Here is a 20077-nt window from a genome sequence, read left to right as displayed (position 1 = left end):
GTCAGTGATCGGGCTTATAGACCCACCCCCTCTCACACGTCAACAGACATTTTCACGGCCTCGATAGAATTCTTACAACACATTGAAAATAAAACAGAATTTCTATTCACAGGCATAAAGAGCAGATTTTCGCCCGGTCAAACGGGCAAAAATCCATGGACGTGGATGGATTAGCCGGCCTTTACCTCATCGTTGCCGCGCAGCAGCCGGATCAAGGCGGAAAAGTCCTCGCCACCATGACCGAGCGTCTCGAACATCGAATAGAGCTGCGCGGCCTGCGCGCCCATCGGCGTCGTCGCACCGCTGGCACTTGCCGCCTGCTGCGAAAGCTTCAGATCCTTCAGCATCAGGCTCGCGGCAAAGCCCGGCTTATAGTCGTTGTTGGCGGGCGAGGTCGGGACCGGACCCGGCACCGGGCAATAGGTCGTCAGCGACCAGCATTGCCCGGACGAGGTCGAGGCGACGTCGAACAGCGCTTGGTGCGACAGCCCCAGCCGTTCCGCGAGCACAAAGGCTTCGCAAACCCCTGCCATGGAAATGCCGAGGATCATGTTGTTGCAGATCTTTGCCGCCTGGCCGGCGCCGACCCCGCCGCAATGGACGATCTTCTTGCCCATGGCCTCGAGCAGCGGCTTGCCGCGGGCAAAGGCGTCATCGCTGCCGCCAACCATGAAGGTGAGCGTGCCGGCCGCAGCACCACCGGTTCCCCCGGAAACCGGCGCATCGAGAGATGGGCAACCGATCTTTTCCGCAAGGGCATGCGCCTTGCGGGCGCTGTCGACATCGATCGTCGAACTGTCGATCAGGAGCGTGCCCGGATCGACGAAGCCGAGAAGCTCATCCCAGACATAGAGAACATGGGTGCCGGCAGGCAGCATGGTGATCACGCACTCGGCGCCGCGCACCGCATGGGCGATCGAGCCGGCGACGGCGATCCCGGTCTTTGCCGCGGCATTGCGCGAGGCTTCCGACAGGTCGAAGCCGCTGACGGCGTGGCCCGCCTTCACCAGATTGGCGGCCATCGGTCCGCCCATGTTGCCGAGCCCGATAAAGGCGATCTTCGTCATGTTACTCCTCCTGCATTGAAACTCGGCCAAGCCGACATGCGCCCCATCCTCAGGCGCTAGAACAGCGGCGGGTGGTCCTTTCTGGCGAAACGCAAGAGCATCTCAGGCGTGACGTCGGCCAGCGCAACATTCCATTTTGGACTACGGTCCTTGTCGATCACCGCGGCACGCACGCCTTCGTAGAAGTCGTCGTTGGAAAGCATGCCGAGCGTCGCAGAATATTCCCGTTCGAGGCATTCGTTCAGCGACGCACTGCGACGGCCGGCGCGCAAAAGGTCGAGTGTAAGCTTCATGCTCAGGGCCGAACGGGAATAGAGCAGCGCCAGCGTTTCCTTCGCGAAATCGGAGCCGTCCGCCGCAAGCGCCGCCAGGATTTCCTCCACCGTATCGAAGGCGAAGCAGCGATCGATCAGTGCAAGATGGTGCTGAAGCGGCGTGGGCGGAGCTTCAGACGAATGCCTTGCAATCACCGCATCAACATCACCGCGCCCTGCCGTTGCCGGCAGCCTCGCAAGATCCGCGACGAGCACCTCCAGCTTGTGCGACGTAACGAAGCTGTCCGCAAGCCGGGCATGGATGGCATCCGCAGCGACGATATCCCGGCCGGTCAGCCCGAGATAGGTGCCGAATTCGCCGGGGGCTTTCGGCAGCAGCCAGGTCGCGCCCACGTCGGGGAAATAGCCGATCCCGGTCTCCGGCATCGCCAGCCGCGTGCGTTCGGTGACGATGCGGTGGCTGCCATGGGCGGAAATCCCGACACCGCCGCCCATGACGATACCATCCATGATCGCGATATACGGCTTGCGGTAGCCGGAGATGCGGCTGTTGACGATAAATTCCTCGCGCCAGAACTGCGCACCTTCCGCCGGCCGCTCGCGACCGCTCTCGTAGATCATGCGAATGTCGCCGCCGGCGCAAAGCCCGCGCTCGCCCTCGCCGGTCACGAGCACCGCCGCAACAGCCGGGTCGTTTTCGAATTCGGTCAGGGCCGCCGCGATCAGTCGGATCATCGGCACGTTGAGACTGTTCAGCGCCCGCGTTCGATTAAGCCGGATCCTGCCGATCGCTCCCTGCCGCTCGACGATGACTTCTGGCGCCTGCATGTCCATGAACGGTCCTTTCTGTTTCCGGCCTATTTCCGGCCGATGATGGAACGCGCAACAATGAGGCGCATGATCTCGTTGGTACCTTCGAGGATCTGGTGCACCCGCAGATCCCTGACAATCTTCTCGACGCCATAATCGGCGAGATAGCCGTAGCCGCCGTGAAGCTGTAGGGCGTCGTTTGCGACAGCGAAGCATCGGTCGGTGACGAAGCGTTTGGCCATCGCGCAAAGTTTAGTCGCTTCCGCGTCGCCGGCATCCAGCGCCGAAGCGGCACGCCACAGGAACGTCCGGGCGATTTCGAGATCGGTTGCCATGTCGGCCAGACGGAATTGCAGCGCCTGGAATTCGCCGATCGCCTTGCCGAAGGCACGGCGCTCCTGGACGTAAGCCAGCGCTTTCTCGAAGGCGGTCTGGGCGCCGCCGAGGGACGCGGCGGCGATGTTGAGACGGCCGCCATCGAGCCCACCCATCGCGATCTTGAAGCCATCGCCTTCCGCACCCAGACGGTTTTCCGCCGGCACGCGCACGCCATCGAGCATTACAGCGCGGGTGGGCTGGACGTGCCAGCCCATCTTCTTCTCATTGGCGCCGAACGTCAGGCCAGGGGCGTCCTTCTCGATGACGAAGGTGGAAATGCCCTTGGGGCCCTCCTCGCCGGTTCTGGCCATGATGACGTAGAGGCCGGATTCACCAGCCCCGGAGATGAACTGCTTCTGGCCGGTCAGCACATAGCTGTCGCCGTCCTTCACCGCCTTGGTCTTCAGGGCTGCCGCATCGGAGCCCGAGCCGGGCTCGGTCAGGCAGTAGCTTGCAAGCACTTCCATCGTCAAAAGCTTCGGCAGCAGCCGCTGCCGCTGTTCGTCCGTGCCGTAGCGGTCGATCATGCCGGCACACATGTTGTGGATCGAGACGAAGGAGGCGACGGCCGGGCAGCCGGTCGCAAGCGCCTCGATGATGATCGCGGCATCGAGCCGGGTCAGCCCCGTGCCGCCGACATCATCACGGACATAGATGCCGGCCATGCCGAGGGCCGCGGCACCGCGTAGTGTATCGACCGGAAAGTGCTTTTGCTGGTCCCAGTCGATTGCGTGAGGGGCGAGTTCGTCGCGGGCGAAATCGAGCGCCATCTGACGAATGGCCTCCTGCTCCTCCGACAAGCGAAAATCCATATGCACGTCCTCCCTGACCGCATACCTGCCGCAGGTTCTTTTAAACCTGCAGCACCTCAGAGTCCTACTGCGACCTTTGCGCGTCTCACAAGACGCGCGGCACTGTTGTAGGCGTAGGGGGCCTAGTTACACCAAACTTCGTACCGGCACAGATGCAACTTCTCACAGGTTCTGTTCAAAAATGAACAGACGCCCCAAATCAACTCTCGCTTAAACGATACGGCAGAGCGCCGCGTAAGTCATGATCCACGATCAGCCGGCGCTTCAAAGGCGGTACGGCGCGGCTCGCGCATTTCGTCCGCTCGCAGATGCGACAGGAAATGCCGATCGGATCGAAAGCGGCGCGGTTACCGAGATCCATGTCGTCGGCATAGACGAAGGCATCGGCGTAAGAGATCTCGCAGCCGAGCGCCAGCGCATAACGCGGCTGCGCGGCGCGGAAACCGCCACCCCCCTTGGTGATCTGGGTGGCGAGACAGAGGTAGCGAACTCCGTCAGGCGTCTCGGCCAGTTGCCGGATGATCCGGCCGGGCGCCTCGAACGCCTGGTGCACGTTCCAGAGCGGACAAGCCGCACCGAAACGGGCAAATTGCAGCTTCGCGGCACTGTGGCGCTTGGTGATGTTGCCGGCCCGGTCGATGCGGGCAAAGAAGATCGGTATACCCTTCTGTCCCGGCCGTTGCAGCGTCGAGAGGCGGTGGCAGACCTGTTCCAGCGACGCGCCAAAGCGGGCGGAGAGCAGCTCGATGTCGTGCCTCAAGTCACGGGCGGTCTTTGAAAAGGCCTGATAGGGCAGGATCAGGGCACCGGCGAAGTAGTTCTGCAGGCCGATGCGGCAGATCTCATAGGCCTCTTCGGTGCGAAAGCCGGCGCCGCCGGCCACCCGGTCGATCTCCTCGCGGGCATGAAGCTGAGCGATCTGCAACGCGATCTGGAAATCACGGGTCGCCGCCGGCGCATAGGGGTTGAGGGTGAGAAGCCGGGCCCGCGGATCGAAGCGACGGATCGCCTCGTCGCCGGCGGCGCCGCGAACGACCCGCACGCCATGGCGCTGCTCCAGATAGCTTGCAAGTGCGGCGTGATTGTCACCCTCACCGAGTCCGAGTTCCCCGGCGAGCCGCTCCGCAAGCATGTCGATCTCGTGAATGTAATTGTCGACGAAATGGAAGAAGTCGCGCACTTCCTCATAGGGCGTTGTTTCGACGAAGGGCCCGCCGCGGCCGATCGTGTCATCGATGCTTGCAAGCTGTTCGCTGTTGCGGCGATAGGCCTGGTGACAGGTGATTAGTGCATGCGCCAGCCCCGGCGCGTTCTGCGCGACGAGCTTCAGCTCCTGCAGGCTTGCCGAATAGGTCTCGAACAAGGGATCGCTGAGAGCCTCCGAGAGCGCCGAGAGCAGGCGATCGCCCTCGCCAGTCGAAAGCTCGGCAATATCGATCTGGAACTTTTCGGCCAGTGCCAGAAGCACGGCGGCCGAGACCGGCCGTTGGTTGTTTTCGATCTGGTTGAGATAGCTGGTGGAGATGCCGATGCGCTCGGCGAACTGACCTTGCGTCGCCCTGTTCGCCTCCCGCAGTTCCCTGACCTTGCGGCCGATATAAAGCTTGCCGATCGCCATGTTCGCAACTTTGCAATTTACGTTTCACAAAATTCTCTATTTCACATTTGCACATGAAGGGACGTTTTTCCATCCGACCTTCGACGCTATTGCGAAGCTCGAAGCGCCTCTGCACAATCGTTGAAAAAGCCGGGCAGTGAAAAAATCGGGAGGGCACCATGCGCGCCATACTAGAACAGGTCGAAGCCCGCAGGGCCGAAGCAAGAGCCGGCGGCGGCCAGCGGCGGATCGACGCCCAGCATGGCAAAGGCAAGCTGACGGCACGCGAACGCATCGAAGTGCTGCTCGATGAGGGCTCCTTCGAAGAATACGACATGTACGTCACCCACCGCTGCGTCGATTTTGGCATGGAGAGCCAAAAGGTCGCCGGCGATGGCGTCGTTACCGGCTGGGGCACGATCAATGGCCGTCAGGTCTATGTCTTCTCCCAGGACTTCACCGTGCTCGGCGGTTCGCTCTCCGAAACCCACGCGCAGAAGATCTGCAAGATCATGGATATGGCGGTCAGAAACGGCGCGCCGGTCATCGGCCTCAATGATTCAGGCGGCGCCCGTATCCAGGAAGGCGTTGCCTCGCTTGCCGGCTATGCCGAGGTCTTCCGCCGCAATGCCGAAGCCTCCGGCGTCATTCCGCAGATTTCGGTGATCATGGGCCCCTGTGCCGGCGGCGCGGTCTATTCGCCCGCCATGACCGACTTTATCTTCATGGTCCGTGACTCGTCCTACATGTTCGTGACCGGCCCCGATGTCGTGAAGACGGTGACGAACGAGATCGTCACGGCGGAAGAACTCGGCGGCGCACGCACGCACACCTCAAAGTCTTCGGTCGCCGACGGCGCCTATGAAAATGACATCGAAGCGCTCGAAGCGACGCGCCTGCTCTTCGACTTCCTGCCGCTCAACAATCGCGAGAAACCGCCGGTTCGTCCCTTCCACGACGACCCGTCGCGGCTCGAAATGCGTCTCGACAGCCTGATCCCCGATAGCGCCAGCAAGCCTTACGACATGAAGGAACTGATCCTGGCTCTTGCCGACGAGGGTGATTTCTTCGAACTTCAGCAGAGCTTCGCTAGGAACATCATCACCGGCTTCATCCGCATGGAAGGCCAGACGGTCGGCGTCGTCGCCAACCAGCCTACGGTGCTCGCCGGCTGCCTCGATATCGACAGTTCACGCAAGGCCGCCCGCTTCGTGCGCTTTTGCGATGCCTTCTCGATTCCGATCCTGACGCTCGTCGACGTGCCTGGCTTCCTGCCCGGCACGAGCCAGGAATATGGCGGCGTAATCAAGCACGGCGCCAAGCTGCTCTTCGCCTATAGCCAGGCGACCGTGCCGATGGTGACGCTGATCACTCGCAAGGCCTATGGCGGCGCCTATGACGTCATGGCCTCCAAGCACATCGGCGCCGACGTCAACTATGCCTGGCCGACCGCCGAGATCGCTGTGATGGGTGCCAAAGGCGCGACCGAAATCCTCTACCGTTCGGAACTCGGCGACGCCGAGAAGATCGCCGCGCGAACGAAGGGATATGAAGAACGCTTCGCCAACCCGTTCGTGGCGGCCGAACGCGGCTTCATCGACGAGGTGATCATGCCGCATTCGTCGCGGCGCCGCATCGCCCGCGCCTTCGCATCGCTACGCAACAAGCAGGTCGATGTTCGTTGGCGTAAGCACGATACGATCCCGCTCTGATGGAGGCGATGATGGAACGGGAGCCAGAGCGCGTCATGACGCCGGAAGAGGCCCGGCGCGACCATTGGCAGATGCTGCGTTACATGAGCGTCAACGCGCTGATCGGCGGGGCGATCGGGGCGCTGACGGCCGGGGTGCTCATCTGGCTCAACATCGGCGCCGTCGGTACCCATATCGCCCGCTCCACCAGCCCGGTTCTCGCGACCCTCATGGTCGTCGTGCCCTTCACTTTGCTCTTCGCAGGTGCTGCCGCGGCATCGTCGATCGCGCTTTTGCCCTATCGCCGCAAATTCAAACGCTGACGCGCCATGAAGGCTTTGAAAGAGAAACAAATGATCAAGAAAATCCTCATCGCCAACCGTGGTGAAATCGCCTGCCGCGTCATCAAGACCGCGAAGAAGCTCGGCATTGCGACGGTCGCTGTCTACTCCGACGCCGACCGCGACGCGATGCATGTGCGCATGGCGGATGAGACCGTGCATATCGGCCCCTCGCCGTCAGCTCAGTCCTATATCGTCATCGACAAGATCATCGACGCGATCCGCAAGACCGGCGCCGATGCCGTCCATCCTGGCTACGGTTTTCTATCCGAAAACGCCATCTTTGCCGACGCCTTGGAAAAGGAAGGGGTCGCCTTCATCGGTCCGCCGGTTGGCGCGATCCAGGCAATGGGCGACAAGATCACCTCCAAGAAGCTGGCCGCAGAAGCCGGCGTCTCGACGGTTCCGGGCCATATGGGCCTCATCGAGGATGCCGACGAGGCCGTTAGGATCGCCGCGTCGATTGGCTATCCCGTGATGATCAAGGCGTCCGCCGGCGGCGGCGGCAAGGGCATGCGCATCGCCTGGAACGACCAGGAGGCGCGCGAAGGCTTCCAGTCCTCGAAGAACGAGGCAAAGAACGCCTTCGGCGACGACCGCATCTTCATTGAAAAGTTCGTGACCGAACCGCGCCATATCGAGATCCAGGTGCTCGGCGACAAGCACGGCAACACGCTCTATCTCGGAGAGCGCGAGTGCTCGATCCAGCGGCGCAACCAGAAAGTCATCGAGGAGGCCCCCTCACCCTTCCTCGATGCCGAGACCCGCAAGGCCATGGGCGAACAGGCTGTCGCGCTCGCCAGGGCGGTCGGCTACCACTCGGCCGGCACCGTGGAATTCATCGTCGACGGCAAGCGCAACTTCTACTTCCTGGAGATGAACACCCGCCTGCAGGTGGAGCATCCGGTGACCGAGCTCATCACCGGGCTCGACCTCGTCGAGCAGATGATCCGTGTCGCCGCCGGCGAAAAGCTCGCTTTCGGCCAGGAGGACGTGAAGCTTAATGGCTGGGCTATCGAAAGCCGGCTCTATGCCGAAGACCCTTATCGCAACTTCCTGCCATCGATCGGCCGGCTGACGCGCTACCGTCCCCCCGTCGAGGGCGCGCGCGACAACGGCACGGTGACGCGCAACGACACCGGTGTCTTCGAGGGTGGCGAGATCTCGATGTTCTACGACCCGATGATCGCCAAACTCTGCACCTGGGCACCGGACCGGCCTATGGCGGTCGAGGCAATGGCCGACGCGCTCGACCAGTTTGAGGTGGAAGGCATCGGCCATAACCTGCCGTTCCTTGCAGCTGTCATGCAGCAACAGCGCTTCCGCGAGGGCCGGCTGACGACCGCCTATATCGCCGAGGAATTCGCCGACGGCTTCCATGGCGTTGCGGGCGACGAGCAGTCGCTGCGCAAGCTTGCTGCCGTCGCCGTCTCGATCAACCAGGTACTGCAGGAACGCGCCAGCCAGATCTCCGGCACGATCGGCAATCATCGCCGCGTCGTCGGCCATGATTGGGTGGTGAGCCTCGCCGATCGCGATCTCGCCGTAACTGCCGGCGCATCCGCCGACGGATCCTTTGTGAGCTTCGCCGATGGCACGTCGGTGACCATCGCCGGCGACTGGGCGCCCGGTCGTACGCTTGCCACCTTCAACATCGACAATGAGCCCATGAGCGTCAAAGTCGAGCTGGTCGGAACCGCCCTCCGGCTGCGCTGGCGCGGCATTGATGTCGTCACACATGTCAGGAGCCCGCGCGTTGCGGAACTCGCGCGGCTGATGCCGAAGAAATTGCCGCCGGACACCTCGCGCATGCTGCTCTGCCCGATGCCCGGCGTCATCACCTCGGTCTCGGTCAAGGCGGGGGATACCGTCGAGGCGGGGCAGGCGCTCGCGGTCGTCGAGGCAATGAAGATGGAGAACATCCTGCGCGCCGAAAAACGGGCCGTGGTCAAGCGCGTGGCGGTCGCCGCCGGCGCTAGCCTCGCCGTCGACGAACTGATCATGGAATTCGAATGATGGCGCTCGCCGTCGACGCCATCGTCCAGGAGAACATCCGATGACCGACAAGACCATCAAGGACTGGGAAGCGCTCGCCGAGCGTGAACTCAAGGCAGCGCCGGAAAGCCTCACCTGGCAGACGCCGGAGGGCATTGCGGTAAAGCCGCTCTACACGGCCGACGATCTCGCCAGCATCAATCATCTGAATTCGCTGCCGGGCTTCGAGCCATTCCTGCGCGGACCGCGCGCCACCATGTATGCCGGCCGCCCCTGGACGATCCGCCAATATGCGGGCTTCTCCACCGCCGAGGCCTCGAACGCCTTCTACCGCAAGAACCTCGCGGCGGGCCAGAAGGGTCTTTCGGTCGCCTTCGATCTTGCAACCCACCGCGGCTACGACAGCGATCATCCGCGCGTCGAGGGCGATGTCGGCAAGGCGGGTGTGGCGATCGACTCGGTCGAGGACATGAAGATCCTGTTCGACGGAATCCCGCTCGACGAAATGTCGGTGTCGATGACCATGAACGGCGCGGTCATCCCAATCCTCGCCTCCTTCATCGTTGCCGGCGAAGAACAGGGCGTTTCGCGCGACAAGCTTTCAGGCACCATCCAGAACGACATCCTGAAGGAGTTCATGGTCCGCAACACCTATATCTACCCACCCGAACCGTCGATGCGCATCGTCGCCGATATCATCGAATACACGGCCAAGGAGATGCCGAAGTTCAACTCGATCTCGATTTCCGGCTACCACATGCAGGAGGCCGGCGCGACGCTGGTGCAGGAGCTCGCCTTCACGCTCGCGGACGGACGTGAATATGTGCGCGCGGCGTTGGCGAAGGGTCTGAATGTCGATGACTTCGCCGGCCGGCTCTCCTTCTTCTTCGCAATCGGCATGAACTTCTTCATGGAGGCAGCGAAGCTGCGGGCAGCGCGTCTGCTCTGGACGCGGATCATGAAGGAGTTCGAGCCGAGGAAGCCGTCCTCGCTGATGCTGCGCACCCACTGCCAGACCTCCGGCGTCTCGCTGCAGGAGCAGGATCCCTACAACAACATCATCCGCACGGCCTTCGAGGCGATGTCGGCGGCCCTCGGCGGGACGCAATCACTGCACACCAACTCCTTCGACGAGGCGATTGCGCTGCCGACGGAGTTTTCTGCACGCATCGCCCGCAACACGCAGCTGATCCTGCAGCACGAGACCGGTGTCACCAAGGTGGTCGATCCGCTCGCCGGCTCCTATTACGTCGAAAGCCTGACCAACGAGCTCGCAGAAAAAGCCTGGCTACTGATCGAAGAGGTCGAGGCGATGGGCGGCATGACCCGCGCCGTCAATGCGGGCCTGCCGAAGCGGCTGATCGAAGAGGCGGCGACCCGTCGCCAGGCGGCGGTCGACAAGGGCGAGGAGATCATCGTCGGCGTCAACAAGTACCGCCTCGACAATGAGGAGCCGATCGACATCCTCGAGATCGACAACAGCGCCGTGCGAGCCGCGCAGATCCGCCGCATCGAGGAGACCAAGCGGCGACGCGACAGCATCAAGGTCGAGGAGACTCTAGGCGCCCTTTCCGAGGTGGCACGTACCGGCGAAGGCAATCTGCTTGCCGCCGCCGTTGAGGCGGCACGGGCGCGCGCGACCGTCGGCGAGATTTCCGACGCGATGCGCAGAGCTTTCGGCGACCACGCGGCAACGCCCAAGGTCGTCAGCAAGATCTACGGCAAGGCCTACGAGGGCGAGCCGGAACTCGACGTTCTCTCCGGACGTCTCGACGAGGTTTCGGCAAAACTTGGCCGCAGGCCGAAGATCATGGTTGCCAAGCTCGGCCAGGACGGGCATGACCGCGGCGCCAAGGTGATCGCGTCTGCCTTCGGCGACATCGGCTTCGACGTACTTGCGGGGCCGCTATTCCAGACGCCGGATGAGGCTGCGGACATGGCGCTGGCCAACAAGGTCAATGTCATCGGCGTCTCATCGCTTGCGGCCGGCCACAAGACCCTGATGCCGCAACTCGCGGAAGCCCTGAAGAAGCGCAGCGGCGAAGATGTCATCATCATCTGCGGCGGTGTCATCCCGCGCCAGGACTATGACTACCTGATGGACAACGGCGTTTCGGCCGTCTTCGGCCCGGGCACCAACGTGCTCGACGCGGCGCGCGCCGTGCTCGACCTGATCGAGGGCAAGCGCCGCAATATCTGACACGGAGGCGGAGGTCTCTGGCTCTCTGCTGTCTCGCGCGGTTGTTGTCGCCGGTCGGTGCAACTATGTTGTGTCGATGACGTCGATCGCCGAAGTGTTCGGCCCCTTCGCCCTCATGGGGCGCCTGCTTGGCCGCTTCTGGCCGCAACTCCTGTTGATCGGGACCTGCGGCTACATCGTGCATGATCCCTGATGCTTGGCGCTCAACTCGTTCCTCGCAGCTTCCCCCTGCATTGGCGCTTGCCTTCTTCTCGCGACGGACGACAATCGAGTGCAGCGGAAAGGGTGAAACCAGATACCGTTTCGCCCCGGTCCTCCGCTTCATCGGGAGGCCATTCATGCGAAAACTGCAATCGCAAGGGGTTCATCACATCACGCTCGTCGGCGCCGACCGGCAGACGTCGATCGATTTCTGGGAGGGGCTTCTCGGCATGCCCTTCATCTTCGAGCAGCCGAACCTCGACCGGGCAAGCGAAAGCCATCTCTATTTCGACCCGGGCGATGGCCGCCTGATCACCATCTTCACCGACGAGAACCGCAAGCCCGCCCCCGAGCGAACACCGACGGATATCGGCTGCGTGCACCACATCGCCTTCGCCGTCTCGCGCGCGACGTTCAACCAGGCGGTGGAGCGACTCGACGAGCGGAACATCCAGCACAGTGGCGTCAAGGATCGCGGCTTCATGGACTCGATCTACTTCGAGGATCCTTTGGGGCTGCTGATCGAACTTGCCTCCTATCGCTTCGAGCCGCCGCCGAGCCACAGCCATGCCGAGGTGCTGATGGAGGCACACAGGGTCAGGGTCGCACGCGGCGACTACAATATCGCCGAGGTGCACTTGGCCGATGCGATCGAGGCACTGACCGCGCGCGCCCGCCCGACGCTGTCGTCCGACCGGCAGCCGAAGGATCCGTATCGGTCGCGATAAATTCAGTCGCGCTCACCGCCTATCGTCCAACGCGCGCAACCGGCCGGAAAGGCAGCAATTGCGGTATCGCGACCAAAAGGGAGGAGTGACATGTCTGCAATCAAGCTCAACGTGATCAAGCCCAGCGTCAACAACATGACGGTGCGCGTCTTTTTGCGGGCAGCCAAACTCGATTTCAGCGAGCAAGACGTCTTTGGCCAGACCCGGACGGCCGAATATCTGGCGAAGGCTCCGTCGCATCTGACACCGATGATGGAGACTGCGGAGCTGCCCAAGGGTGCCCTGTGGGAGAGCTGCGCGATCATGCAGTATCTTTGCAACAAGCACGGGCTCGACGACTTCTATCCCAAGGATCCCGAGACCCGCGCCATGATCGATAGCGCCATGTTCTACCTTATCGGCACCTTCTATCCCTATCTCGCGCGGGCCACCTACCCGGCGCTGAACTTCCCGCTCTATCCGGGCGAAGTCGGTTGCAGCGATGCCGACGCGGAGACGAAGGAGAAGGCGCGACGGGCAGCCGTAGAGGCGCTTGCCGAACCGCTTGACGTCTTTCGGGCGTTCTATATCGGCGACAAGCCCTTCATCGGCGGATCCAAGCCGTCGATCGCCGACATCCGGCTCGCAGCAACCCTCGAGTTCCTGGCGGCAATCGACTACGCGCTTCCGGACTGGGCGAAGACCTACGTCGGCAACATGGAGAGGACGCTCGGTAATGCCTACACCGAACCGGCCACCGACGTGCGCGGTTACATCAGCTATGTGAAGGCCCAAGGTTAGGCGCATCCCCGCCTCGATCGGCGGTCATAGCACGGGTTCACTGGACGAGAAGCACGATACCGGTCGCGCTCAGGGCCACCGTCCAGAGGTGGTCAAAATTGATCCAGGCCGAGCGAAGTGCTGCCAGGCCAAGCCATTCGAAGACGGCAATCGCCATCGCCGCGACGACGGCCAGCATTGCCGCGCCATGAACGGCAACAGCGGCAAGCGCGACCGGCAGCGAGCCTGCGACCGCAAGGTCTCCGGCTCGATCCACGACGCAGAGACTGAGGACCGCCGGAACCAACATCAGGCCCGCCCCGTGACTCGTCGCCATCAGGAAGGACCAGAGGCCAAGTCCGGCCATGCCGGCACGCATGCCGACCCTCACCCGGTGCCGGTGTCCGCAAAACGCGCCGTACGCAGCGACGCTGAGAATGAGCAGTGCCGCGACGAGCCTGAAATGGTGCGGCTCCAACACCGCGCCGAACGTGACGACCACCGCCAGCGTGAGCGCAGCGGAGGCGGCATGACCGACAGCAATCGGAGCAAGCGACAACCACACGATCCGGCGGCTCTGGCGGTGAAGCCCGAGCGCCACCGCAAAGAGCCAACCCATCGCCGGATTGATGCCGTGAAAGGCGCCGAGACCGATAATCGAAAGCCATGGCCAGACGGTCGTCATTCGCCCTGAGAGGACCGCATGGTCGCCCCCCTCCCTATGGATAACAATAGGAATCGGACGAGCAGTCGCCGCCTTCGAGGCGAACCTGATGCGGGCGGTGGCCTTTCGGCCAGTCGACGAAAAAGTTCTCGTCGAAGGCGATGCCGCCACCGTCGGCGACATCGAGTTTGACCATCCATCCGTCGACACCATCAGGGTAGAATTGCGGATCGATGGCGCCATAGAGCGAATTGGTGAAATAGACCCGCTTGCCGTCACGGCTGATCTCCACCATCTGTGGGCCGCCGTTCAGCGCTCCGTTTACAGTCTTCGGATGGGAGGCACGCGAAACGATCCCGCCGATCCGCACCCGGCCCGTTTCCTTCGGCGCGAAGGGGTCGGAAACGTCGTATTGGATCATGTCGCCGGTGCCCCAGCAGGAGACGTAAAGGAAGCGGTCGTCCATCGAGAGATCGATATCGGTGACGAGCGGCGCGACTGCGCTGAAACCTTTCAGCACCGGCGGTAACAGATCCGGGTCCGCCGGTTCTGCCGGAATCTCGATCACCTTCTTCACGGCCCATCGCTCGCCGTCACGATACCAGGTCCAGATCGAGGCCGAGAGGTCCTTGAGGCTGATGACGCAGCCAACGAAGCCATAGGCCTTGGTCGGATCATGGGCCGGGCGCAGTTCGAAGACGAGCTGGTGCTCCTCGCCGAAATCGATCTCCTGCAGGTGCTTGCGCTTGTGCAGGTCCCAGAAATGTAAGCGGCGGCCATATTTCGAGCCGAGCAGCACCTCCGGAACCAGCCCGTTCTCGAACGTATCCGGCGTGCCCCATTCGCTGGTGATCATCGTGTCATGGCCGAGGTGCCACCAGAAATCATAGGCGAGTTTCTGCGGACCTCGATCCATTTCCCATTGCCCGAGCACGTCGAAGCTCCGATGGTCGAGCAGGAAGATGCCGCCGGGCGCATTGCCGTCGCGATCGGCGAGCGCATTGACGTAAATCCCCTCGGGTCCGCAGTGGGTCGTGTGCAGCCGCGAATAATTCGCCTTCTCAGCGATCTCCGAAGGCTCGATCACCCGGACGATCGTCGGATTGCGCGGATCCGGCCTGGTGTCGATGATGTGCAGACGCGAGGATCGCAAACCCGGCACCACCAGATACCGCCGCTCGACATGCGGATGGGGCGCATTGGGGCACAGGCACGAGGAGCAGGCATTCCAGCCGAAATGGTGCAACTCGTCGCCGACATTCGGCATCTCGACCTGGCCGACGATCTGCGAATAGCTTGAAGACGCCGGGTCGACGTCAACGACTGCAATCGCGTCCGGCCTTGTTCGCTCGGGATCGAACGCCGCCACATAGGCAAGCGTTTCCTTTGGAGCCTTGGCCGCCATGCGCGGTGATGGATAGAAGGAAGGATCGGGTCGCCACGTCGCCATTTCCATTCTCCCTGCGAGAATTCCCAATGCGTGGATCCTGATGCAGGTATCGGTGATGCGGCAAAAACACGTCGGAAATGCGACCTATCCGCCTTATTTCCTCGATCGAACGCTTGAAGCTGGGCGTGGCGTCGTCGCCGTGGGCAGTTGGCGGCGCTATCCTATGTCTCGATCCGCAGTTTCATCCGGTCCGCCGCAAAGCGGCTGCGGGAAAACTCAACCGGTATACCGTTGAGATCGGCATTGAGCGATTGCGCCTCGAGGACGATCGCACCCGGCGAAAGCTGCAGCATCGAAAGTTCCTCGGCGTCGGCATGGCGGGCGACGATCTCGGTCGAGGCGCGCACATAGTCATCCAGGCCATGGGCGGCGAAGGCCTTGGTGACGGAATGCAAGCGCTCGAACTCCTCGGCCATGCGCGGAAACCGATGCGCCGGATAGTAGCTCGATGACACCGAGAGCGGGCGGCCGTCGCCGCTGCTGACGGTCCTGAGTTCGATCACCGGATCACCGGGCCTGATGCCAAGTGCTGTCGCCACTTCGCCGGTTGCCGGCACTTCGGTATGCGCAATCAGTCTGGTTCCGATCTCCTTCACCTGATGGCCGAGGCCCTGTGAGAACCGCGTGCGCTTCGAGATCGGATAACTCACCCTTTCCTTGCGTTCGATGATCGTGCCGCGTCCCTGGACGGCCCGCACCAGCCCCTCTTCGGCAAGGGCCGCCAGCGCACTTCTGACCGTGTGCCGATTGACGCCAAACTCGCCGGCGAGCGCCGTTTCGGGCGGCACCATGCCGGTCGCGTCATAGTCGCCATTGCTGATGGCCAGGCGGATCCTGTCGGCGATCTGCCGCCAGAGAGCGACACCGGTCTGGCGTTCCACCACTTTTCGCATTGCCATGTCACAAGCCTGTCATTTGCCGACGTTATGGAAAAGTATAAGATGTACAGTTGTCTAGATCAATAGACATTTGAGGTGAAAATAATGGATGCGAAGCTGAAACAGGAAAGCCCGCCGGACCCGGCGCGCAAGAAAGCCATGGGGCTGCTCGCCCGCGCAACCTTCGACGAGCTCAATGCCGCCTGGGAAACACTGGCCGATAAGCCGGAGGTTCATCCGGTCCGCGGCCCGGAAACAGGTCTCGTCATGGTGCGCGGCCGGATCGGCGGCGGCGGAGATCCATTCAATCTTGGCGAGGCTACGGTCTCGCGCGCGACCATCCGGCTTTCGACCGGCGAGATCGGCCACGGGCAGATGCTCGGTACCGACAGGCAGCGCGCCCGCCTGGCGGCAATCTTCGACGCCCTTTCCCAGTGCGCTGGCAACAAGGCAGATGTCGCGTCCCTGCTTCGCCGCGTGGCCGAGCGGATCGCGCAGGAAGAACGCCGCAAGGCCGAAGAGACTGCGGCTACCCGCGTCGACTTTTTCACCATGGTCCGGGGAGACGACTGATGGCCAGCCAATCGCAGATCTACGCCGGCGCTTTCGCGGATCCGGTCTTTGCCGCCCAATCCGTCTTCCGCTGCCTGATGGACGGTTTCGCTCGTCCGGGCACGATCAAGCACCTCGAGACGACGGGCACCCCACCCGCTCCGCTCAGCGTCGCTGCCGGAGCGGTAGCGCTCACACTTTGCGATCATGACACGCCCATCTGGCTCACTTCGGCGCTCGGAAAATCGGCCGTTCCGCAATGGATCTCCTTCCACACGGGTGCCTCCGCCACCGTCAGCAAGACGGATGCCCGCTTCGCCTTCATCGAAAAAGGCGCCGCCTTCCCCGGTTTCGACCAGTTCTCGCTCGGCACGCAGGAATACCCGGATCGTTCAACGACGCTCGTCATCGAAGTCGAGGCGCTGACCGGCGGCCAAGTGCTCACCGCCAAGGGTCCCGGGATCAAGGGCGAGACGGAAATTGCCGTGAAGGGCCTGCCCGACGTCTTCCTCGAATTCTGGACGAGCAATCGCGCGATCTTCCCGCGCGGTGTCGATCTCGTGCTGACGGCCGGAGACAGGCTCGTCTGCCTGCCGCGCACAACCCGTCTTTCGCTCAAGGAGGCGTGACCCATGTATGTTGCCGTCAAGGGCGGGGAAGCCGCCATTGCCAATGCGCACCGCCTTCTCGCAGACCGCCGGCGCGGCGATCGCAACCTGCCTTCGATCACTATCGATCAGGTGGTCGAGCAGCTCGGCCTCGCCGTCGATCGCGTCATGGCAGAGGCCTCACTCTACGACCGCGCACTTGCGGCGCTCGCCGTGCGCCAGGCGCGTGGCGACATGATCGAGGCGATTTTCATCCTGCGCGCCTATCGCACGACGTTGCCGCGCTTCGGCTATTCCGAACCGGTCGATACCGCCAACATGAAGGTCGAACGCCGCGTATCTGCGACGTACAAGGATCTGCCCGGGGGCCAGTTGCTCGGGCCGACCTTCGACTACACGCACCGTCTGCTCGACCCGTCGCTGATCTCTGACGAGACCGTCGAGGAGCCGGCAGCCAAGGAGCCGGGCGAACACGTGATGCGCGTCTCCGATATTCTCGATGGTGAAGGCCTGATCGAAGGTGACGGTCAGATGCCTGAAGGCCATGTGATGGGCGACCTCACCCGAGAGCCGATGGAGTTTCCGATGGCCCGGGACCTCCGCCTACAGGCGCTCGCCCGCGGCGACGAGGGTTTCCTGCTGGCGCTCGCCTACTCCACACAGCGCGGCTACGGCCGCACCCATCCCTTCGTCGGCGAAATTCGCATCGGCGAAGTGGAGGTCGAACTCGATCTGCCTGAACTCGGTTTTGCCGTCTCGCTCGGAACGATCCGCGTGACCGAATGCCAGATGGTCAACCAGTTCAAGGGTTCGGCAAAGCAGCCGCCGCAGTTCACCCGCGGCTACGGCCTCGTCTTCGGCCAGAGCGAACGCAAGGCGATGTCGATGTCGCTGGTCGACCGGGCGCTGAGGACCGACGAGTTCAGCGAGGACATCGTCGCCCCGGCGCAAGACCAGGAATTCGTCATTTCGCACGCCGACAATGTCCAGGCGACTGGCTTCGTGGAGCACTTGAAGCTGCCGCACTATGTCGACTTCCAGGCCGAACTCGACCTCGTCCGCCGGATGCGCCGTGACTATGAGGCCATGAATTCCGGCGAGACGCCGAAGGAACGACAGGAGGCCGCGGAATGATCGGGCAAACCGCGGTGACGTGCGGTGGCCGCTCAGTCGCCGCCACCATCTCCACCGCCGCAATCGCCGCCACTGTCGCCGCCAAAGACGACGCCGGCATCGCCGGATCCATCGTTTTTGCGCCCTTTGGCATTCGGCTGACGCTGGGCGCTGCGAGCAACCCAGAACAAGGTCGCTACCGCCGCGACGCCAGTCACAACAACCCGGAAAACTATCTCGCTCAAATCCTGGCCCCATCCGCGGTCGACACACTCAAGGGTAATCAGCGATGAACGACCTTGCCACCTATAATTTCGCCTATCTGGACGAACAGACGAAGCGCATGATCCGCCGCGCGATCCTCAAGGCGATCGCCATTCCCGGTTATCAGGTGCCCTTCGCCTCGCGCGAAATGCCGATGCCCTATGGCTGGGGCACCGGCGGCGTCCAGGTCACCGCCTCGATCCTCGGTCCGAAGGACGTGCTGAAGGTCATCGATCAGGGCGCTGACGACACCACCAATGCGGTTTCGATCCGCGCCTTCTTCCAGAAGGTCGCCAATGTCGCGGTGACCACCCGCACGAAAGAGGCGACGATCATCCAGACGCGCCACCGCATTCCGGAGGAGAAGCTAACCGAAGGCCAGATCCTCGTCTACCAGGTGCCGATCCCGGAGCCTCTGCGCTTCCTCGAGCCGCGCGAGACCGAGACGCGCAAGATGCATGCACTCGAAGAATACGGACTGATGCATGTGAAGCTCTACGAGGACATCGCTCGCAACGGCCATATCGCGACGACCTATGCCTATCCGGTCAAGGTCGAAGGGCGCTATGTCATGGACCCGTCGCCGACGCCAAAATTCGACAATCCGAAGATGCACATGTCGGAAGCGCTGCAACTCTTCGGCGCCGGCCGCGAGAAGCGCATCTACGCCGTACCACCCTATACCGACGTGGTCAGCCTCGACTTCGACGACCATCCCTTCGAGATTCAGAGCTTCGACAAGCCCTGCGCGCTCTGCGGCGCCGAGGACGTCTATCTCGACGAGGTGATCCTCGACGACAAGGGCGGACGCATGTTCGTCTGCTCCGATACCGACCATTGCGAAGACCGCCGCGCCTGCGGCCATGCAGGTCACATGCTCGCCCACCAGGAGGCCGCAGAATGAGTACCCTCCCCCTTCTGAAAGTGAACGACGTCTCGAAGTTCTACGGGAGCCGCATCGGCTGCCGTAACGTCTCCTTCGAGCTTTATCCGGGTGAAGTGCTCGCCATCGTCGGCGAGTCCGGCTCGGGCAAGACGACGCTTTTGTCGTGCCTGTCGACCCGCTTGATGCCGACGTCCGGCATCGTCGAATACCACATGCGGGATGGCCAGTACCGCGACCTCGCCCGCATGGGAGAAGCCGAGCGCCGCTTCCTGATGCGCACCGACTGGGGCTTCGTGCACCAGAACCCGGCTGAAGGTCTGCGCATGACGGTTTCGGCTGGTGCCAATGTCGGCGAGCGGCTGATGGCCGTCGGTGACCGCCACTACGGCAACATCCGCGCCACCGCCAGCGACTGGCTGGAGCGGGTGGAGATCGGCGTCGACCGCATCGACGACCAGCCGCGCGCCTTTTCCGGCGGCATGCGCCAGCGCCTGCAGATCGCCCGCAATCTCGTCACCTCCCCGCGCCTCGTCTTCATGGACGAGCCGACTGGCGGCCTCGACGTCTCGGTCCAGGCGCGCCTGCTCGATCTGGTGCGTGGCCTGGTGCACGACCTTGGCTTGGCGGCGATCATCGTCACCCATGACCTCGCCGTCGCCCGCCTTCTCTCGCACCGCATGATGGTGATGAAGGACGGCGCCGTCATCGAGCAGGGCCTCACCGACCGTGTGCTCGACGATCCGCGCGAGCCCTATACCCAGCTCCTCGTTTCTTCCATCTTGCAGGTGTGACGCATGATCCCGAAAAG

General features: G+C 62.9%; 19 protein-coding genes. 12 read left to right on the top strand and 7 right to left on the bottom strand.

Annotated features, from left to right (window positions below):
- Positions 1-170 precede the first annotated feature (170 nt).
- From mmsB to BHMPCIPO_RS27385, 4 genes are all read right to left on the bottom strand, one after another.
- Positions 171-1067 (bottom strand): 3-hydroxyisobutyrate dehydrogenase, encoded by an 897-nt coding sequence (mmsB, locus tag BHMPCIPO_RS27400; RefSeq protein ID WP_173519874.1) that lies wholly within the window; start codon positions 1065-1067, stop codon positions 171-173.
- A 56-nt stretch (positions 1068-1123) separates the two neighbouring features.
- Positions 1124-2176 (bottom strand): enoyl-CoA hydratase/isomerase family protein, encoded by a 1053-nt coding sequence (locus BHMPCIPO_RS27395; protein WP_173519873.1) that lies wholly within the window; start codon positions 2174-2176, stop codon positions 1124-1126.
- A 23-nt stretch (positions 2177-2199) separates the two neighbouring features.
- Positions 2200-3342, bottom strand: coding sequence for an isobutyryl-CoA dehydrogenase (locus BHMPCIPO_RS27390; protein ID WP_173519872.1), 1143 nt, complete (start codon positions 3340-3342; stop codon positions 2200-2202).
- Between the two features lie 199 nt (positions 3343-3541).
- On the bottom strand, positions 3542-4960 hold the full coding sequence (locus BHMPCIPO_RS27385; RefSeq protein WP_173519871.1) for a helix-turn-helix domain-containing protein: 1419 nt from the start codon (positions 4958-4960) through the stop codon (positions 3542-3544).
- A gap of 158 nt (positions 4961-5118) precedes the next feature.
- On the opposite strand from BHMPCIPO_RS27385, the gene BHMPCIPO_RS27380 reads away from it, so the two are divergent.
- The 6 genes from BHMPCIPO_RS27380 to BHMPCIPO_RS27355 all read left to right on the top strand — a co-directional run bounded on the left by BHMPCIPO_RS27380 (position 5119) and on the right by BHMPCIPO_RS27355 (position 12875).
- Entirely contained in the window at positions 5119-6651 is a 1533-nt protein-coding gene (locus tag BHMPCIPO_RS27380) for an acyl-CoA carboxylase subunit beta (protein WP_173519870.1), read from the top strand.
- Between the two features lie 11 nt (positions 6652-6662).
- A complete protein-coding gene (locus BHMPCIPO_RS27375) occupies positions 6663-6953 on the top strand; it encodes a hypothetical protein (RefSeq protein ID WP_246304578.1) in 291 nt (96 codons plus the stop codon).
- Positions 6954-6983: 30 nt separating this feature from the next.
- Positions 6984-8987, top strand: a complete 2004-nt coding sequence (locus tag BHMPCIPO_RS27370) for an acetyl-CoA carboxylase biotin carboxylase subunit (protein WP_173519869.1) — start codon at positions 6984-6986, stop codon at positions 8985-8987.
- A gap of 40 nt (positions 8988-9027) precedes the next feature.
- A complete protein-coding gene (gene scpA, locus BHMPCIPO_RS27365; protein ID WP_173519868.1) occupies positions 9028-11166 on the top strand; it encodes a methylmalonyl-CoA mutase in 2139 nt (712 codons plus the stop codon).
- A 338-nt stretch (positions 11167-11504) separates the two neighbouring features.
- The gene (locus tag BHMPCIPO_RS27360) at positions 11505-12095 is read left to right on the top strand and encodes a VOC family protein (protein WP_173519867.1); all 591 of its coding nucleotides are present in this window, start codon (positions 11505-11507) and stop codon (positions 12093-12095) included.
- A gap of 90 nt (positions 12096-12185) precedes the next feature.
- A complete protein-coding gene (locus tag BHMPCIPO_RS27355) occupies positions 12186-12875 on the top strand; it encodes a glutathione S-transferase family protein (protein ID WP_173519866.1) in 690 nt (229 codons plus the stop codon).
- A gap of 37 nt (positions 12876-12912) precedes the next feature.
- Here the strand turns inward: BHMPCIPO_RS27355 and BHMPCIPO_RS27350 are convergent, their stop codons facing one another.
- From BHMPCIPO_RS27350 to phnF, 3 genes are all read right to left on the bottom strand, one after another.
- Positions 12913-13539: a hypothetical protein gene (locus tag BHMPCIPO_RS27350; protein WP_173519865.1), complete on the bottom strand. Its 627-nt coding sequence runs from the start codon at positions 13537-13539 to the stop codon at positions 12913-12915.
- A 34-nt stretch (positions 13540-13573) separates the two neighbouring features.
- Positions 13574-14968: a selenium-binding family protein gene (locus BHMPCIPO_RS27345; RefSeq protein ID WP_173519864.1), complete on the bottom strand. Its 1395-nt coding sequence runs from the start codon at positions 14966-14968 to the stop codon at positions 13574-13576.
- Between the two features lie 161 nt (positions 14969-15129).
- Positions 15130-15867 (bottom strand): phosphonate metabolism transcriptional regulator PhnF, encoded by a 738-nt coding sequence (gene phnF / locus BHMPCIPO_RS27340; RefSeq protein ID WP_376741706.1) that lies wholly within the window; start codon positions 15865-15867, stop codon positions 15130-15132.
- An 84-nt stretch (positions 15868-15951) separates the two neighbouring features.
- Here phnF and phnG point away from each other — a divergent pair, with 84 nt between their 5' ends.
- From phnG to phnK, 6 genes are read left to right on the top strand one after another with little or no spacing between them, the layout of a single operon-like run.
- Complete coding sequence (gene phnG, locus BHMPCIPO_RS27335; RefSeq protein WP_173519863.1) at positions 15952-16419, top strand: phosphonate C-P lyase system protein PhnG; 468 nt, start codon at positions 15952-15954, stop codon at positions 16417-16419.
- A complete protein-coding gene (gene phnH / locus BHMPCIPO_RS27330) occupies positions 16419-17027 on the top strand; it encodes a phosphonate C-P lyase system protein PhnH (protein ID WP_173519862.1) in 609 nt (202 codons plus the stop codon). Before phnG ends, phnH begins: the two co-directional genes overlap by 1 nt.
- A 3-nt stretch (positions 17028-17030) precedes the next feature.
- Positions 17031-18140, top strand: a complete 1110-nt coding sequence (locus tag BHMPCIPO_RS27325) for a carbon-phosphorus lyase complex subunit (protein ID WP_173519861.1) — start codon at positions 17031-17033, stop codon at positions 18138-18140.
- The gene (locus BHMPCIPO_RS27320) at positions 18137-18412 is read left to right on the top strand and encodes a hypothetical protein (protein WP_173519860.1); all 276 of its coding nucleotides are present in this window, start codon (positions 18137-18139) and stop codon (positions 18410-18412) included. Before BHMPCIPO_RS27325 ends, BHMPCIPO_RS27320 begins: the two co-directional genes overlap by 4 nt.
- Positions 18409-19287, top strand: coding sequence for an alpha-D-ribose 1-methylphosphonate 5-phosphate C-P-lyase PhnJ (locus tag BHMPCIPO_RS27315; protein WP_173519859.1), 879 nt, complete (start codon positions 18409-18411; stop codon positions 19285-19287). The genes BHMPCIPO_RS27320 and BHMPCIPO_RS27315 overlap by 4 nt, the downstream gene beginning before the upstream one ends.
- The gene (gene phnK / locus BHMPCIPO_RS27310; protein ID WP_173519858.1) at positions 19284-20060 is read left to right on the top strand and encodes a phosphonate C-P lyase system protein PhnK; all 777 of its coding nucleotides are present in this window, start codon (positions 19284-19286) and stop codon (positions 20058-20060) included. The genes BHMPCIPO_RS27315 and phnK overlap by 4 nt, the downstream gene beginning before the upstream one ends.
- Positions 20061-20077: the final 17 nt, after the last annotated feature.

This window comes from Ensifer sesbaniae, from assembly GCF_013283665.1.
GTDB classification, from domain to species: domain Bacteria; phylum Pseudomonadota; class Alphaproteobacteria; order Rhizobiales; family Rhizobiaceae; genus Ensifer; species Ensifer sesbaniae.
The sequence above is the reverse complement of the archived record's forward strand: the minus strand, read 5'-3'. Positions and strand labels throughout refer to the sequence as shown.